Source organism: Paraburkholderia domus, assembly GCF_905220705.1.
Lineage (GTDB): Bacteria > Pseudomonadota > Gammaproteobacteria > Burkholderiales > Burkholderiaceae > Paraburkholderia > Paraburkholderia domus.
Window position 1 is genome coordinate 22,813 of the sequence record NZ_CAJNAT010000043.1, and the last position, 16,807, is coordinate 39,619.

Below are 16,807 nucleotides of genomic sequence, written 5' to 3' on the forward strand. Positions count from 1 at the left end.
GCCCGCCTTGATGGGCCAGCTACACCGCTTACGCCGGGTGAGCCAGAAACTCCTGCAAATACGGACTTGCTATGTCAAACCTGAATCCATCGCTGCCGCTCGCGGGCGTGCGTGTGCTCGATCTTTCCCGCGTGCTGGCGGGCCCGTGGTGCGGCATGGTGCTGGGCGACCTCGGCGCCGAAGTCATCAAGGTCGAGCACCCGAAGCGCGGCGACGATACGCGCGATTGGGGCTTGCGCATCGGATCGACCGAGACGGCCTATTTCAATAGCGTCAACCGCAACAAGCGCTCGGTGAGCCTTGACCTGCAAACCGCCGAGGGCCAGCAGATCGCGCGGGATCTGGCTCAGAAGAGCGACGTCGTGATTCAGAACTTCAAGTTCGGCGGCATGGAGAAGCTGGGTCTCGGCTACGAGCAACTGAAGCAGAACCACGAGGACCTGATCTACTGCTCGATTTCCGGCTACGACCGCACGGGACCGGAGGCCGCACGCCCCGGCTACGATCTTGTGGTTCAGGGCGAGGCCGGGCTGATGGCGCTCAACGGCGAGGCCGGCCAGCCCCCGTTGAAGTTCGGGATCGCCGCAGTCGACATGTTCACAGGGATGTACTCGGCCCAGGCCATTCTGGCGGCGCTCTTCGAACGTCAACGAACCGGCAAGGGACATCACATTGAAATGGCGCTGTTCGACTGCGGACTGATGATCACCTCGTATTGCGGGGTGGAAGCGCTGATCGCGGGCGAAGACACGCCGCGTTACGGAAACGCGCATCCTTCAATCGTACCGTACGGTGTGTTCGACGCCGCGGATGGGCCGCTCGTCATCACGGTCGGCAACAATAACCAGTTTGCACGCTTTTGCCGCGAGGTAATCGAACGGCCCGATCTTGCCGAGGACGATCGCTTCCAGACCAATATCGGCCGCGCCGCGAATCGGGCGGTGCTGGTGCCCGAAATCGATCGCGAGATCGGGCGAAGAGAGCGCCGCAGTCTGCTCGACCGTTTGACGCAGGCCGGCATTCCATGCGGTGAAGTTCTCGGGCTCCACGAAGCGCTGACCTCGAAGCGCGCGCACGATGCTGGACTCGTGACGACGCATCCGCATCCGGAGGTTGGCAGCACGCAAGTCCTCGCTCCGCCCTGGCGCTTCGACGGCGCGCGCTTGCCGGTACGAAGCGCGCCGCCTCGACTGGGGGAAGGCACGGACGACGTGCTCCAGACGTTGCTCGGGCTGTCCGGTGAGCAACTCTCCCGATTGAAGGCTGACGGCGTCATCTGACGTCGTGCGCGGACGCAGCACTGCGCCTCTGACTCTGGAGGCGCTGTCAATCGCCATCGAGAACGCGCACGCGCGTGACCGCCTGGTCTAAAGGCCGTTGCCGGTCAAGCGCCCATCACTTCCGGCGGGTGCCTCGCGACGTAGCGCCCCGGCGCGGGTTCGATCGGCTTGTATTTCGAATTGCCCGCCCGCTTGGGCGCTTTGATCTGTTTGCCCGCATGCGGTTTCAGCCAGTTCATCCAGTGCGTCCACCAGCTTCCCGGCTGCGACTTCGCCGTCGCAAGCCATGCCTCCGGGTCATCGCCGAGCGTGCCGTCGGTCCAGAAGCTGCGCTTGTTCTTCGATGCCGGATTGATGACGCCCGCGATATGTCCGCTCGCGCCAAGCACGAATTGCGTCTCGCCCCCTACCAGCTGCGTCGAGCGATACGCGCCCCGCCACGGCACGATGTGATCTTCCTGTGTGCCGAAGACATAGCTCGGCATGTCGATCCGTCCGAGGTCCACCGGCGTGCCGCACATCGAGAGCTGCCCTGCCTTGCACAGGTTGTTTTCCAGGTACATGTTGCGCAGATACCAGGCGTACATTGGCCCCGGGAGGTTGGTGCCGTCGGCGTTCCAGTACAGCAGGTCGAACGCTTGCGGCGCACCGCCCTTCAGGTAGTTGTTGACGACATACGGCCAGATGAGATCGTTGGCACGCAGGGTCTGAAAGACAAAGCCGAGTTCGCCACCTGAATAGATGCCGCCGCGTCCGATGGTCTGCTCGCGCTGCGACACGCCCTGCTCGTCAATGAACACGCCGAGATCGCCCGGGTCGCTGAAATCGAGCATGGTCGTGAGCAGCGTGAGGCTTTCCACCGGATCGTCGCCGCGCGCGCGCAACACCGCGAGCGCCGACGACAGGATCGTGCCGCCCACGCACCAGCCGACCGCATTGACCTTGTCGGCGCCGCTGATCGCTTGTCCGACCTCGATCGCCTTGATCGCGCCCTTTTCGAGGTAGTCGTCCCAGGTGATGTGGCCCAGGTTCGCGTCAGGGTTGCGCCACGACACGAGGAACACCGTCTGCCCCTGTTCGCACGCGAAACGCACGAACGAGTTCTCCGGCTGGAGGTCGAGGATGTAGAACTTGTTGATGCAGGGCGGCACGATCACGAGCGGCCGCTCGGCGACCTCGTCAGTGAGCGGTGCGTACTGGATCAACTGGAACAGTTCGTTCTCAAACACCACCGAGCCTTTTGACACGGCCACGTTGCGGCCTACCTCGAAGGCAGTTTCATCGGTGATCGAGATCCGGCCGCGCTTCAGGTCTTCGAGCAGATTGGCGAAACCGGCACGCACGCTCTCGCCCTGCGTCTCAAGCGCGGTTTTCATTGCATCAGGGTTGGTGGCGGCGAAGTTGGCCGGGCTCATCGAATCGATGAACTGGCGCGCGTAGAAACGCAGCTTGTGCTTTTCCTTCTCACCGAGGCCCGCCGCTTCGACCATGTCATTGAGCAGGCGCGAGTTGAGCAGGTATGTCTGTTTCAGAAGGCTGTACCAGGCATTGTTGTTCCAGGCCTCGGCGCTGAATCGCCGGTCGCCGCGCTCGGGCTGGACGGTCGGTTCCGGGGTTTTTCCGGTAGCGCTTGCGATCATGCCCATGTACAAGGCCATCTGCTGCTGCCAGTAATGGGCTTGCGCCTGGGCCAATGCCAACGCCGACACCGGCGTGCTTCCTGCGCTGGCAGGTGCATCGTCGCTCATGCCGGTGAAGGCGTGCAGCAGGCTCTGCCCGGATTTGAAGAAACCCTGGACGAACTCGTCCGGCATATTGAACGGGGAAGCCATGCTATCTCCTGAGTTCCGTCGTCAGCATCTGTTAACTCCCTCCTGACGGCGAGAGTCCCGACTGACGAGCTTCTAAATTGAATGGGTCAAGCCTCAGATTCCTGTGCCGGCTCAATATACCGCAGCTTGAGTTGCAGTATGCACCGTGCGCATTGGCCGCGACCCAAAGTCATACACATGGCGCACGGCACGCACAGGCTCGCCCCTTCGATCTCCCATGCAGAAGGTCGCCCGGCCGTGTGCTTACCCGATCGCCAGACCCTGTACCTGGTCGGACGAGTACGACCGGGTAAGTGGAGCAAGATCGAAACGCGCGTCGAACTCGTCGACGAGATAGGCGCCGATCGGCAACGCGGAGGTCGCCGCCGGAGACGGTGCGTTGCATACGTGCAGACTGCGCTGCGACGAACGGATCAGGAAGTCATGCACCATGCTGCCGTCCGCCATTACGGCCTGCGCGCGGACGCCGGACGGGTAAGGCTCGAGGTCGGACAGCTCGAGTTCCGGACAGTATCGGCGGCACAGTTCGAGATAGCCCCGTTTCCACAGCGAGTTGCGCATCTCGATGAGCCCCGATGCGCCATGCTTTCCGAGCATCTTCCAGAAGCCCGGGAACGCTGCCATGCCGGCGAGATCCTTCAGACTTGCGTCGCGCCAGCGATAGCCCTCGCGCGCCAGCGCCAGCACGGCGTTAGGGCCCACCGTGACATATCCTCCGATCATGCGCGTCAGGTGCACGCCGAGAAAGGGCAGATCAGGATCTGGCACCGGATAGATCAGGTGCTTCACGATGTCGTTCTTCGACGCCGGCAATCGATAGTATTCGCCGCGAAACGGCACGATCCGAAAATCGAGATCGACATTGCACATCTTCGCGAGACGATCCGCCATCAGCCCTGCGCAGACGATGGCGTACTTTGCCCGGAAGCGGCCGCCCGAGGTCTCCGCGGTAATGCCGTTCTCGTCCTCGTGGAGCGCGTCGACACGCTGGTTCAGCAGAATCTGTGCGCCTTGCTCCTGCGCGAGTCGGGCCATTGTCGTGGTCATGCCCGGATAGTCCGCGATGCCGCTCGACGCCACGCGGATCGCCGCGCGACCCGCGATGCGCGGTTCGAGTTCCCTCAACGCTGCCTCATCGAGCATCTGCGGTTCGAGCCGGTTTTGCTCGCAACGTGCGTAGAGCGCATTCAGTCTTTCGATTTCGACGTTTTCGGTCGCGACGATCAGCTTGCCGCATTGCTCGACCCGCACGTCATGCCGGCGGGCGAACTCATAGGTCGCGGCGGCGCCTCGCCTGCAGAAGTCGGCCTTGAGGCTTCCCGGCGCGTAATACACGCCCGCGTGGATCACGCCGCTGTTGTGACTGGACTGGTGAGCTGCGAGTGAGGCCTCCTTCTCGAGCAGCAGCACGCTCAGGCCCGGATGACGTTCGATCAGTTGCATGGCCGTCGAGACGCCGACGATGCCACCGCCTACGATCAGGACGTCCGCGTCATAGCCGCGGTGATGCTGGGCGGTCGTCATTGTGCGAACACTCCGCGTTGGCGCATCAGTTCACGATGAAGCGCCGGATGCTTCCTGAACGGCGCCCGGCCGTGCAGCCAGAAATAATTGTTGAGGACCACGAGGTCGCCCACGGGAAGCGGCACTTCGCGCGTCGCGGAGGACGCTTCCATCGACGCCGACAGGTCGTGCAGATAAACCGCTTCGGCGGATGAACGGGGCTGCACGAATTGATCGATGAACGACATCGCGAGGCCATACTCGTTCTGGAAGAACACGGGGCGTTCGACTTGCGCGTCGACGTTCTTCGAACCCGGCGCCTTGTAGAGAAATGGCCGGGTGCCGAGTGGATTGTTGAGGAACGTGTCGCGCTCGCTCCAGTCGTCGAGATGCATGAAGCGCGACTCGCCGCCGAGCGCGTTCTCTTCCGCGAACTTCATCATGAGCAGCCATTCGGTCGGCTCGTCGACAAAGGTTCCGTCTGTGTGCAACGTGAACAGGCGGTATGCCTGACGCAGGTAGGAGTCGCTGTTGTCCGTGTCCTTCACGAGGAAGCGCGCGTAATACGTGCCGGACATCGAGTCGTGATTCGCCGGTCCAAGCAGGTACCCGACTGCCGTTCCGAAAAGGACGAAGTCGCGAGGATCGGTGGTCGCGTCCTGGACGCCCAGTGTGAATCCTCCGGTGGATCGGTCCCGCACGAGTTGCCGAAGCGCAGGGGCGAATCCGTCGCCGACTGCGCGCTCGAGCGCGTCCGCCACCATAAAGCGCATGAACGGCACGTATTCGAGGTTCTGGAGGTCGATGTCTTTGACGGAAGAGAAGAATTTCTGCAGCGCGTCAGGTTGCACCGTGATATGTCGCAGACGTTCGTGATGGGGATGACGCTCGATCGAAAACTTCAGTTGCGAATCGACCGGTGCGGCCATCGGCAATGCTGTGACGGAGCTCATGAAGGTGTCCTTGGGAAGAAAGTATGGCTATTTGACTCTTTATCTGTGATTGGTTAAACACGTATAAACTACGTTTTTATTCGTAGATTGAGATTAAAAATGCTCGATAGTCGGCAACTCAAACTATTCGTCGCATTGGCCGAAGATTTGCACTTCGCCCGCACAGCCGACCGGCTCGATATCGCGCAATCGGTGCTCAGCCAGCAGATCAAGAGGCTTGAAACCGATCTCGGCGTACGGCTGCTCAACCGCAACAAACGCGCGGCGATCACGCTGACCGATGCGGGGGACGTTTTTCTGGTCGAAGCCAAGGCCGCACTGCGGCAACTGGAGCGCGCCGATCGCATCGGGCGTCTGGCAGCACGAGGAGAAGCGGGTCACGTTGCGCTGGGCTATATCGGCTCGGCCGTCACGACCGGGCTGCTGCCCGATACGCTCAGGGCATTCAGGATGGCGAGCCCGGACGTCCGTATGCACGTCGTGGCGATGGAAACGCCGACGCAACTGGAACGTTTGTCAGACGGGACCATCGATGTCGGTTTCATTCGGCCTCGTGCGCACTATCCCGACGGGGTCACAGCCAAAGTCGTTCAGCGCGAACGCTTGCTGATTGCGCTGCCGGCGGACAGCCCACTCGCGCGCGTGAAAGCCGTGAAGGCTTCCCAGTTGCGCGGGGTGTCATTCATTGCGCCGCAGTTCAATGAGGCGGCCGGCTTCGCGGAAGATCTCGCCAGACTCGGCCGCGTCGGTGGGTTCGACGCGCAACCGGAGTACCGGGTCAACGATTTCATTACTGCGGTCAGCATGGCGTCTGCGGGCTACGGCGTAGCCCTCGTGCCTCAATCCATCCAGGGATTCGCTCAACCCGGCGTGGTGTTCAAACCTTTAAGCGACTTCGAAGATCAGGTCGAAATCGCGGTGGCGTATCGTGTTCGCGAGCATTCGCCTTGCGTGCGGGGGGTCATCGATACAGCGCTGTCATACGGCGGCCTCGTTAAGCGACAGGGGACGAATTGACACTGAGCTACAGCACCCCCGGTTCCTCCACGCGTTGGATCAGCCGTCCTCGGCGATACACATGGCTTGGTAAAGGGTTATGCCCTTCTTGCCGGCGCAGGTGCTGTCTGTCTGCGCACTGCGCCGCGCGCCGCCCGGCTCTCCTTGGCACTGCAACCGAATTGCGTGTGATACCAGCGGGAGAATGCGCTCGGCGCGGAAAAACCGAGTAGGGTTGCCACCTCGGTCAACGGACGATCGCTCTCGATGACATGACGCGTGCTCAGCTCCTTGCGGATGTCGTTGACGATCGACGAGAAGCTCTGCCCCTGTTCCGCCAGCCGGCGCTGGACCGTGCGGCACACCACGCCGAGGTGCTCGGCCACCTGTTCGATGCCGCAGCGTCCACTGGGTAACAGCAGCAGGATCGTGCGCCGCACGTCCTCAAGCATGGTCGCCTGCTGCGACATGGCTGACGCGTCTAGCAACTGCTGCGCATAGCGCACCATCGCCGGGTCGGCTGACGGGTTGCGTGCGTCGAGATCGTCCTTCGCGCAGATGATGCAGTTGAAGTCATAGTCGAACTCGACGCAACTGCCAAAAAACCGTTGGTGCGTACTGGTGTCGCGCGGCGCCGGATGTTCGAAGCATACCCGCCGCGGCTGCCAGTCGGTCTTGAGGAGCTGGCGTATCAATTGCACCATGACACCTAGCGCCAGTTCAACCCTTTGGCGCGTGGGCTGATGCGCACGGCCAGCAATGACCGCCTCGCGAATGATGACCAGTTCGCCGCATTCTTCGATCGCCATCGACAGCGCACCGTTGAGCAACGACTGGTAGCGCATCAGCATGTCGAGCGAGTCGCGCAGCGTCGCCTGGTCGCGGATTAGCAATCCTACCGCCCCAAGGTTGGACAAGAGGCGCGACTCGGCCATGCACAGCCCGAAACTTTCGTTGCCCGACAGGGTTGCGGACGCCTGGAGCAGTTGTCCGACACGCTCGACCGGAATCATGAGGTCCGGCTCGCGCAGTACGCCCGGACTTAACCCCGCGTCAAGAAGCATCCGCACCGGGTCCAGTCCGGATGCGCGAGCGACCTCGTTGTAGTTGGTTAAGCTCGCGGCGCGGACAAGTGACGACATCGGAAAACCGAATTGAAGACTGGCACGAAATGATAAGTCCCTGTCATGTATTGTCAAGCGGGGGAAACCCATCACACCCACACTACATCACGCGCGTTTTCGTTGGAAGAAAGACACCGTTGAGTTCCCGGGCAGCCGCTCAACCCAGCACTACGCAGTGATGGATTAACAGCCGTGCCACCGCAAGATGGAACGCATCACCTTCACCGGTGACATGCCTGACTGAATGATCGACATGGACTCTATGACGCCAACCGTTCTCATCGTCCCCGGCCTGCGTGAGCATGTGCCGAACCACTGGCAGACCCTGTTGGCGGCGAAGCTGCCCCGTGTATGCAGCGTCGCCCCGCTTGAGCACGACAAGCTGAGCTGCGCGGCTCGCGTCGACGCGATCGACCGTGCTCTGGCCGCTATCGAGGGGCCCGTGATCATCGTGGCGCACAGCGCCGGCGCGATGATGATCGCCCACTGGGTGGCGCGGGGTTCGACACGCGAGGTGCGCGGCGCACTGCTTGCGGCACCCGCGGATCTCGAGACGCCCATGCCGACAGGCTACCCGGCGATTGACGTACTGAAAGAGCATGGCTGGCTGCCGATCCCGCGCGGTAGATTGCCGTTTCCGAGCATCGTTGCGGCAGGCTGCAACGATCCACTGACGCGTCTCGATCGCGCCAGCGAGTTCGCGCAGGCGTGGGGCAGTCGCTTCGTCGAACTCGGCGAGGTCGGGCATCTGAATCCGGCCTCGGGCCATGGCGAATGGCCGCGGGCCGAAGAGTTCATTCGCGAACTCTCATGACCGAACGATGGCCAAGTGCCACTGACGGGCGCGACGCTCTCGGTGGATGACGGGCAGCGCGTCGTGATGGGTTGATTCGCGCCCAACCGCAACGGTGGGAAACGCGGCTTCCTGCGTAAGGCCGTCTAAACACGCGAGGCGTCAGAACCGTGGCCGGTATTTCAAAAATGTTAGGAGACAAGCGTGCACGTGATACCCGATGACCCCGAGGACGGCAACAACGACGACTACCTGACGAGCCGGCGGCAGGCCTGGTTTGCCTTTGCGATGACCTTCGCGCTCATGTTTTTCGATTTTGTCGACCGACAGGTGATCGTCTCGCTATTTCCCCACATCAAGAGCGACTGGAACCTGAGTGACAAACAACTGGGTTCCCTGGTTTCCGTCATTTCCATCGTAGTGGGGGTGGGGGGATTACCGGTAGCGCTGGTGGCAGACCGCATGGGCCGTGTAAAGAGCATTGTTGTGATGGCTATCACCTGGAGCCTGGCCACTATCTCGTGCATGTTCACGGCCAATTACAGTCAATTGTTTGTGGCGCGTGCGATGGTGGGGGTGGGTGAAACAGGCTACGGTTCGGTGGGAGTCGCCCTTATCTCGACACTGTTTCCCAAGCGCTTGCGGAGCGCCGCGCTCGGCATCTTCTACGCGGCTCCCTCGCTGGGGTCTGTGCTGGGCGTGGTGTTGGGGGGCATGATCGCGGCCAGGTGGGGCTGGAAGGCCGCATTTGGTGTGGTCGGCGTACCTGGGCTCGTGCTGGCATTGCTTTATCTGTTCGTGCGCGACTACAAGACGGTGGCACTGACGCCAAGCCCGAACCAGGCGACCCATTCGCTGGGCGGGACGCTCAAGCACATCTTTGTCGCGATGGCGCGCACGCGAACGCTCCTATGGGTTTGCGTTGGAGCGGCGGCACAACTGATTACGGTGTCGGCCATGTGGTCGTGGTTGCCCAGCTACCTGAACCGTTTCCACGGCATGGCCCCGGAGGCTGCAGCCAGGTCGGCCGCGGCGGTGGTGTTGGTCAGCGCCTTTGGCTGCACCTTCTGGGGCATCGTGGTGGGCCGCCTGGCACTTCGCACACCGCGCAACAAACTGTCCGCGCTGTCCGTGTTGTGCCTGATCACATCGGTGATTCTCGTGGTGGCGTTTGGCGGCTCATACACGGGCGATGCCCAGTTCAAGCTGATCCTGCTTGGCGGTTTCTTCATGAACTGCACCGTCGGTTTGGTTGCCGGCGTTGCCATGGACGTCATTCACCCAGGTGTGCGCTCTACCGGCGCGGCCGTACTTTCCCTGTTTCAAAACGTGCTCGGACTGGCGGTGGGTCCGTTCCTGGCGGGTGTCCTGTCTGACCAATGGGGTTTGCAGTGGGCACTGACCGTCATTCCTCTCTTCAGCATATTGGCCGCGGTGCTTTTTGTCATCGCAATGCGCAGTTATGACGCGGACGTGGCACGGATCTCCGATGTGAAGCTGGACGTAGCGCCAGCCCTCGCCGACACCCTGAGCGCCGGCGCTGCCACCTGATTTGGGGGCATTGGGGCTAGGAGACGCTTCGAACAAACGGAGTCGTCGGCTTACCGGAAGAGAATTGTCGACAACAAGCACTACTGAGTGTTGGGATCACCAACCCAATCCCCCTATTTCTTTCCTTACTCCCGACCTGTCTTTGGAAACATGACATGAACTTTCTCGACGGTTCCCTCTACCCTGAAAACCAGCAACCCCTGATCATCACCGCTGCACCCTATGCCCCAGGATGGCTGCCCTCCGATTTTCCCGAAGACATCCCGGTCACGATGGAGCAGCAGATCGAGAAGGCCGTGGACTGCTACAACGCCGGCGCCACCGTGCTGCACCTGCACGTGCGCGAACTCGACGGTAAGGGCAGCAAACGCCTGTCGAAGTTCAACGAGCTGATCGCCGGCGTGCGCGCCCGCGTACCCGAGATGATCATCCAGGTGGGCGGCTCGATCAGCTTCGCGCCTGAGACAGAAGGCGCCGCGGCCAAGTGGCTGAGCGACGACACGCGCCACATGCTGGCCGAACTCGATCCCAAGCCCGACCAGGTCACGGTGACCATCAACACCTCGCAGATGAACGTCACCGAACATGCGGAACTGGAGGATTTCAAGGGCACGTCGAGAGAAATCCCCGCGATCTACAACGCCTACAAGGAGATGACGGTGCCGGCGCAGCCTGGCTGGGCTGAGGAGCACATCCGCCGTCTGAGCGAAGCCGGCATTCAGAGCGCTTTTCAGTGCTACAACATCAACAGCTTCGAGTCGGTGGAGCGGCTGATTCGGCGTGGCATCTATAAGGGCCCACTGGTCATGAACTGGGTAGCGATCAGCGGCGGGATGGACGCACCGAATATCTACAACCTGGCCAACTTTGTGCGCGCTACGCCGGACGGCGCAGTGCTGACAGTGGAGAGTTCAGTGCGCAACGTGCTGCCGGTGAACATGATGGGCATTGCGCTGGGTCTGCACGTGCGCTGCGGCACTGAGGACTGCCTCTGGAACCAGACGCGCACGAAGAAGGCGAGCACAGTCGAGCAGATCGAGCAACTGGTGCGCATCTCGCGCGAGTTCGGCCGCGAGGTGGCCACCGCCCAGCAGGCGCGCGAAATCAGCAAGATCGGTGTGTTCTACGACACGGCGGAAGAGACCCTGCTGGCCAACGGCTTCGCGCCCAACCGCAACGGTGGTAACCAGGGCTTCCTGCGCAAGGCCGTCTGAATTATTGAACGCTAATAAAACGCTCAAGCCATCCGGCCCGGGCGAAGGCACCGGAACCCGGAGCAGAGGTATCGACTGCAATAGCACAGGCCCGCATCTCATACGAGATGCGGGCCTGTTTCAAGATGCCGGGCGAGCTGGCTGAATTCTTACTTGCCAGATTGCGACGTGCTGCTGGTGCCGGCGCCGTAAGCCGTATTGTTGCTGTTCTGTTGCGCGACGATGGCTTCAGCGTGCTGAATGTTTGCCGGGTAGTTCAACCAGTCGTTCGGGTTGTAGCCAGCTTTTTCAAGCTGGACGAGTTCTTCGCGGACTTGTGCGCGCGTGACGGGCTGGCTCGACTGCGCAAAGGAAGCGAGCGGAGCGGCGACGAGGGCAGCGACGGCAAAGGCCTTGATGATCGATTTCATGATGACTACCTTCAGAGATTATTTTGATCTGAGCAACAAACTCACGCGTCTGTCGCAAATGGCGCCAGTTTAAGAGTTGCTGGAATTGGGGTAAATACTTAATTTGACGATAGACTGTTGCTAATTTAGAAACAGTCCTGATCGGCGCGGGTCCGAATTCCTCACTGGGCGGTTTGGACGCGCTGGGCCGCCGCCGGTACTCTATGCAAGTTGCTCCTGCTCGAGACAGGTCTCGCCATGCGCGCCAACGATGCTTTGCCCACGCAAGCCGGCATGCCCGTGTTCCAGACGAGGGGCGATGCCTGCTCATTCGGTAATGACGCGATTGCGTTGCGCTGGACGGTCAAGAACGAACGTCTTGCCGATTTCTCACTGATCGATTTCGCGGGCGAACGCACGCTGCCCGTCGTCGCGCCGTTCGCGCTATGGCTCGCTGACGGAAGTACCGTGGGCGTGGCCCAGTTGAGGGTCCTTGCACCGGTGAGCGAAAATGCACTCGCACCCAACCCCCGCGCGTCCCGCCTGGCCGAACGAATTGCCGGCCGACGCGTGAGCGCCACCCTCGTCGACGCTCAAGGCCGTCTAAAGGTGGAATGGAGTGTGGAGCAACGCGAAGGCTCACGATACCTACGCGAACAATTAGCGATTACGGCGCTTCTTCGGGACGAAGATATCTCCGTCGTTTCATTGCTGCAGACGCGTGTTGCCGACGCACAGGCCAGCAGCGAACTGAAGGGCATGCCTGTTGTCGCGGGGAACTTCTATCTAGGCTTCGAGCTGCCGCTGGCGGAAAGTCATGTGGACGGTGACAGCGTCAGTTTTACTCTGCAACGCGCGTTGCCGCTGGAAAAGAACCGGACGCTGGTCTATTCCGCCGTGGCGGGCGTTGTGCGCAACGGTCAGTTGCGGCGCGACTTCGCCACCTATCTGGAACGGGAGCGGGCTCATCCGTATCGCCCGTTTCTGCACTACAACAGCTGGGGCGACATCGGCTACCTCACGCCGTACACGCAGGAGCAAGCGCTCGAGCGCATCGAAGCAATCGGCCGCGAGTTGCATGCGGCGCGCGGCGTGCAGATCGATTCGTTTCTGTTCGACGATGGCTGGGACGACCTTAGCGGCGGCTGGCATTTCAGCAAGGATTTTCCGCATGGCTTCATTCCGCTGCGTGACGCTGCAGCCCGATACGGCGCCGCGCCTGGCATATGGCTGTCCCCGTGGGGTGGCTACGGAGCGCCGAAACACGAGCGCGTGATGCGCGGCCGTGCCGCCGGATATGAGGTCACCGATGACGGACTCGCGCTATCGGGGCCGAGTTACTATCGACGCTTTCATGAAGTCGTGATGACCTTGCTTCATGAGGACGGCGTCAACCAGTTCAAGTTCGACGGTACAGGCAACGCTGACAGGGTGTTTCCAGGCAGCCTCTTCGATAGCGATTGGGACGCGGCGATCCAGCTCATCGAACATATCCGCGCGGCCGAACCCGATACCTTCATCAATCTCACGACAGGGACGCACCCGTCGCCGTTCTGGCTGCGCTACGCAGACTCCATCTGGCGCGGTGGCAGGGACGACGATCTGGCGGGAACCGGCACCAACCGCGAGCGCTGGATCACGTACCGCGACGCGCAGACGTATCACAACGTCGTGATGCGCAGTCCGCTCTTCCCGCTCAATTCGCTGATGCTGCACGGCATCCTCTACGCGCAGTGCAATCCGCGCCTCAACACGGCGGCAGGCGATGATTTCGCCAACGAGGTGCGTTCCTACTTTGGAAGCGGCACGCAATTGCAGGAGCTATACATTACGCCAGCGCTACTGATCGAGTACGACTGGGATGTGCTCGCGGACGCCGCCAGATGGGCGCGCGAAAACAGCGATGTACTGCGCGACAGCCATTGGATTGGAGGGGCTCCAGACCGGCTGGAGGTCTACGGTTGGGCAGCGTGGACGCGACACAAGGCGATCGTCACGCTGCGTAATCCGCACAGCTGCGTGCAACGCTTCACGCTGGATCTGCGGCGACAACTGGAGTTGCCGGCTGCGGCGGTGGGGCGATTCGATTCACGTAGCATGTGGCGTGAAGGGGCTTCCGATATTCCAGCTGTCCTAAACGCTGATCTGCCGCAGGAAGTCCAGCTCGCGCCGTTCGAAGTGCTCACGCTGGAACTGTTGCCGGTCGCTGAGGCGGAGTAGAGAAACGGATGTGGCGGCATGCCTGCCGTCGGCCCGCAGCGTTCGCGCTAATTCAACGTATCCGCCAGTTCCACCGGCATCGCCTTGATCTGGTGCAAGTCGAAGATAAGCACCTCGTTTTCACCTCGCACGAGCCACGGCGCGGGGCAATACAAGCGCCTTTGCGGACCGATATTCCAGTAGCGTCCGAGATTGTGCCCGTTGACCCAGACGACGCCCTTGGTCCAGTTGCTCATGTCGAGCCAGGTGTCGCCGACTTCATCCAGCACCAAACTTGCCTTGAAAAACAGCCCGGGCTTCAGCGGGTTCGAGCAGCTTCCCTTCAGGTTGACGATAAACGTCTCATCCATCGGGAGCAGGAAGACTTCCCAGCCCTTGAGCGTGGAGAACGGCCCATCGGCGATTTTCGTCCTGACCGGTTCGAGCAGTCCTTTGCGGTCGACGAGCGCGGGGCCGAAGTTGACCCGCCCCAGGCCCTCGACGAAGATCTCTAACGATACCGGGCCGCCCGGATTCGACTGGTGCTCCGGCAACGTCAAAGGTAGCGCGAGCGGCGCGCGATGCATTACGTGGAGCGGCTGCGCGTATTCCCGTGGTATTCGTGTCCTCGACACGCCGCCCGCGTAGTGTTCGTCGACGAAAACAGTCGCATAGTCATGAACATTGCTGATATCCAGCACACCGTTCGTGAAGTCTTGCAACTGCTTGCGGTACAGCACGAAGCCAAACGCCTGGCCATAACTTTCAAAGGACTGTGGTTCGATGCTCTGTTCGCGCGGCAGCGCCGTCGGCAGGTTGTCCCAGATCGATGCGTAGAGCGTCGGCATCAAGGCACCGATGTCCGTGCATTCGAGCGTGGCGATGGCATCAGGTAGATCGGGCAAGGGCGCAGGCAGGTAGCCGCCGATGATGTCGCGGTACTTCATGAACTTCGGCGTCGCCACGCCCTGCTCGCTGATCGGCGCCGAATAGTCGTAGCTGGTGATGTCGGGCTGATAGTTGCCTGAACCATCCACGTTCGCGCCGGCATAAAAACCAAAGCTCGTACCGCCGTGAATGACATACAGATTGAACGACCGCTTCGACTGCATGAACGCGATCAAGGTCTGCGAGAGGTTGTAGTTGATCCCGGCGAAACCCGGTTCGCCCCAATGAGTCAACCACCCTGGGTACACCTCACCGGCCATCGCGGGCACCGCGGGGAATTCCCGGCGGGCGGTTGTGATTTGTGCAACGTCACCATTGCTCAACGCAATCGCACCACCGGTTACCGTAGTGCGATTGCGTTCGAGTTGCGGGAGGCCGTCTTCGGTGTAGAAGGGCCCGGTTACGCCTCCGTTGAGCCAAAGCTGCCTGAGTTCTTCGAGGTAAGCCGGATTGCTCGCGTAGGAACCGAATTCATTTTCGATCTGGATCATCAGGATCGGTCCACCGTGATGGATCAGCAACGGCTTGATACGCGGGATCAGTTCCTCGATGTAGCGAGCCACCGCTGCCATATAGCGTGCATCGGTGGCCGAGTCGGTCCTCAACTGGACGTTTGGATCGCTCAAGAGGTAGGAAGGGAGGCCTCCCAGATCCCATTCGGCACAGACGTAAGGTCCGGGACGCAGCAGCACCCACATGCCCTCGAACCGGCACAGCCGGATGAAGGCCTCGATATCGCGGTTGCCGCTGTGGAAATCGAACACGCCCGGACGTGTCTCGTGATAATTCCACATGATGTACAAAGCGATGCAGTTCATCCCCATCGCCTTGGCCATCCTGATTCGATGTTGCCAATACTCGCGCGGGATGCGGGCGGGGTGCATCTCGCCGCTGCGAATCTGGAACGGCTCGCCGTCGAGCAGGAAGTCTTCGCCGTCAGGGCTGAAAGAGAAGGTGTGGCCGCGTTCGAGGTTCACGGTGCACTCACACGTTGGCGCCTGAGGCGCGGTTGAACAACGCGAATCTTCGAACTGAAGAATACAGCGACCGCTTACTTACTACGAGCTTTCGCGGGGTCGACCAGCGGGACCACTGCGTCACCAAGCCAACGGCCACCCTTTATCAGCGTAGCTATATAGGTGGTATGCGCGTTGAACGCCTTGCTCGAGGATTTCTCGCGCCCTAACCTGAATCTGACATTCAGCGGTCCTTCGAACAGTTTCATGGACCGGCCATCTCATGCAATCCATACATCGACGAACTCCCGATTTCGGAAGTCGAAGGTCCTATTGGAGAAGACATGCACGACAACCTCCTCCCAGTCATCATCACACGGAAATGGCAACTTGCCGAGAGTTACCATGCCGTTGAACTTCAAACCAGGTCCCGATCGGAACTTCCGTCGTTTGACGATGGCGCTTGTGTCACACTTGTTCACGACAATGTCATCTGCAAGGAGAGAATATATCCCCTGTGCGGTTCTACGTCTCGGCCGCGTGCGTATGTCATCGCTGTGAGACAAGATGATGGCGGCACGGAAACAGAAGCAGCTGACATCTCGTTGAGTCAAGGAGACGAAGCGTTTATCGTAACGCCACGGAGTCCTACGGTTATTTTAGACGATCGCACACGATCTATCCTTTTTGCTGGAGGCGTGGGCGCCGCGTCGATCGCGGGAATCGCAAACCGGCTTGCCCTGGCAGGTCAAAAATTCGAGCTGCACAACTTCGCCCGATCACCTGAACGCGCAGTCTTTCGGGAAGAACTTGATGCGCTTAAAAGCGAAGGTGGGGTCCATCACCATTTTGGCTTGAATGCTGACCGCTTGGAGCAGACAACGTCTCACGCGATGAGCCCAGCACAAGCGAACACGCAGATCTACTGCAGCGGCCCCCCAGCATTTATGGATCTCATCGAGCGCCAGGCTCGCGCCTGGGTCTATCCGGCCAATATCCATAAAATTGTCTTGGGTGACAGAAAAAATTCATAGTCGCGTCTTGTCGAGGACGCGCGTCGAGCGTCTCG

The 16,807-nt window shown here is 60.9% G+C and carries 13 protein-coding genes; 7 read left to right on the forward strand and 6 right to left on the reverse strand.

The window, feature by feature from the left end; all coding sequences use genetic code 11:
• Positions 1 to 71 precede the first annotated feature (71 nt).
• Positions 72 to 1,280 (forward strand): CaiB/BaiF CoA transferase family protein, encoded by a 1,209-nt coding sequence (locus KHO31_RS36165; RefSeq protein WP_201086525.1) that lies wholly within the window; start codon positions 72 to 74, stop codon positions 1,278 to 1,280.
• Positions 1,281 to 1,384: 104 nt separating this feature from the next.
• On the opposite strand, the gene phaC is transcribed toward KHO31_RS36165, so the two are convergent.
• The 3 genes from phaC to glaH all read right to left on the reverse strand — a co-directional run bounded on the left by phaC (position 1,385) and on the right by glaH (position 5,568).
• Positions 1,385 to 3,112, reverse strand: a complete 1,728-nt coding sequence (gene phaC / locus KHO31_RS36170) for a class I poly(R)-hydroxyalkanoic acid synthase (protein ID WP_201086524.1) — start codon at positions 3,110 to 3,112, stop codon at positions 1,385 to 1,387.
• 243 nt (positions 3,113 to 3,355) lie between these two features.
• Complete coding sequence (lhgO, locus tag KHO31_RS36175) at positions 3,356 to 4,636, reverse strand: L-2-hydroxyglutarate oxidase (protein ID WP_201081550.1); 1,281 nt, start codon at positions 4,634 to 4,636, stop codon at positions 3,356 to 3,358.
• Positions 4,633 to 5,568, reverse strand: a complete 936-nt coding sequence (gene glaH, locus KHO31_RS36180; protein WP_236071684.1) for a glutarate dioxygenase GlaH — start codon at positions 5,566 to 5,568, stop codon at positions 4,633 to 4,635. Before glaH ends, lhgO begins: the two co-directional genes overlap by 4 nt.
• Positions 5,569 to 5,667: 99 nt before the next feature.
• Between glaH and KHO31_RS36185 the strand changes: the two genes are divergently transcribed.
• Positions 5,668 to 6,585: a LysR substrate-binding domain-containing protein gene (locus KHO31_RS36185; RefSeq protein ID WP_200654568.1), complete on the forward strand. Its 918-nt coding sequence runs from the start codon at positions 5,668 to 5,670 to the stop codon at positions 6,583 to 6,585.
• A 77-nt stretch (positions 6,586 to 6,662) separates the two neighbouring features.
• Here KHO31_RS36185 and KHO31_RS36190 read toward each other — a convergent pair whose 3' ends face one another.
• Positions 6,663 to 7,706, reverse strand: a complete 1,044-nt coding sequence (locus tag KHO31_RS36190; protein ID WP_201081554.1) for an AraC family transcriptional regulator — start codon at positions 7,704 to 7,706, stop codon at positions 6,663 to 6,665.
• Between the two features lie 235 nt (positions 7,707 to 7,941).
• Here KHO31_RS36190 and KHO31_RS36195 point away from each other — a divergent pair, with 235 nt between their 5' ends.
• The 3 genes from KHO31_RS36195 (at position 7,942) to KHO31_RS36205 (ending at position 11,246) form a co-directional block, all read left to right on the forward strand.
• Complete coding sequence (locus KHO31_RS36195; RefSeq protein WP_201081556.1) at positions 7,942 to 8,502, forward strand: RBBP9/YdeN family alpha/beta hydrolase; 561 nt, start codon at positions 7,942 to 7,944, stop codon at positions 8,500 to 8,502.
• Positions 8,503 to 8,685: 183 nt separating this feature from the next.
• On the forward strand, positions 8,686 to 10,032 hold the full coding sequence (locus KHO31_RS36200; protein ID WP_236071685.1) for an MFS transporter: 1,347 nt from the start codon (positions 8,686 to 8,688) through the stop codon (positions 10,030 to 10,032).
• 155 nt (positions 10,033 to 10,187) lie between these two features.
• On the forward strand, positions 10,188 to 11,246 hold the full coding sequence (locus tag KHO31_RS36205; protein ID WP_211625686.1) for a BKACE family enzyme: 1,059 nt from the start codon (positions 10,188 to 10,190) through the stop codon (positions 11,244 to 11,246).
• Positions 11,247 to 11,395: 149 nt separating this feature from the next.
• On the opposite strand, the gene KHO31_RS36210 is transcribed toward KHO31_RS36205, so the two are convergent.
• Positions 11,396 to 11,656 (reverse strand): DUF4148 domain-containing protein, encoded by a 261-nt coding sequence (locus KHO31_RS36210; protein ID WP_200654562.1) that lies wholly within the window; start codon positions 11,654 to 11,656, stop codon positions 11,396 to 11,398.
• A gap of 237 nt (positions 11,657 to 11,893) precedes the next feature.
• Here KHO31_RS36210 and KHO31_RS36215 point away from each other — a divergent pair, with 237 nt between their 5' ends.
• On the forward strand, positions 11,894 to 13,855 hold the full coding sequence (locus KHO31_RS36215) for an alpha-galactosidase (protein ID WP_211625688.1): 1,962 nt from the start codon (positions 11,894 to 11,896) through the stop codon (positions 13,853 to 13,855).
• A gap of 47 nt (positions 13,856 to 13,902) precedes the next feature.
• Here the strand turns inward: KHO31_RS36215 and KHO31_RS36220 are convergent, their stop codons facing one another.
• On the reverse strand, positions 13,903 to 15,759 hold the full coding sequence (locus KHO31_RS36220) for a beta-galactosidase (protein WP_201086520.1): 1,857 nt from the start codon (positions 15,757 to 15,759) through the stop codon (positions 13,903 to 13,905).
• Between the two features lie 323 nt (positions 15,760 to 16,082).
• Between KHO31_RS36220 and KHO31_RS36225 the strand changes: the two genes are divergently transcribed.
• Positions 16,083 to 16,772, forward strand: coding sequence for a ferredoxin reductase domain-containing protein (locus KHO31_RS36225; RefSeq protein WP_201081578.1), 690 nt, complete (start codon positions 16,083 to 16,085; stop codon positions 16,770 to 16,772).
• Positions 16,773 to 16,807 lie beyond the last annotated feature (35 nt).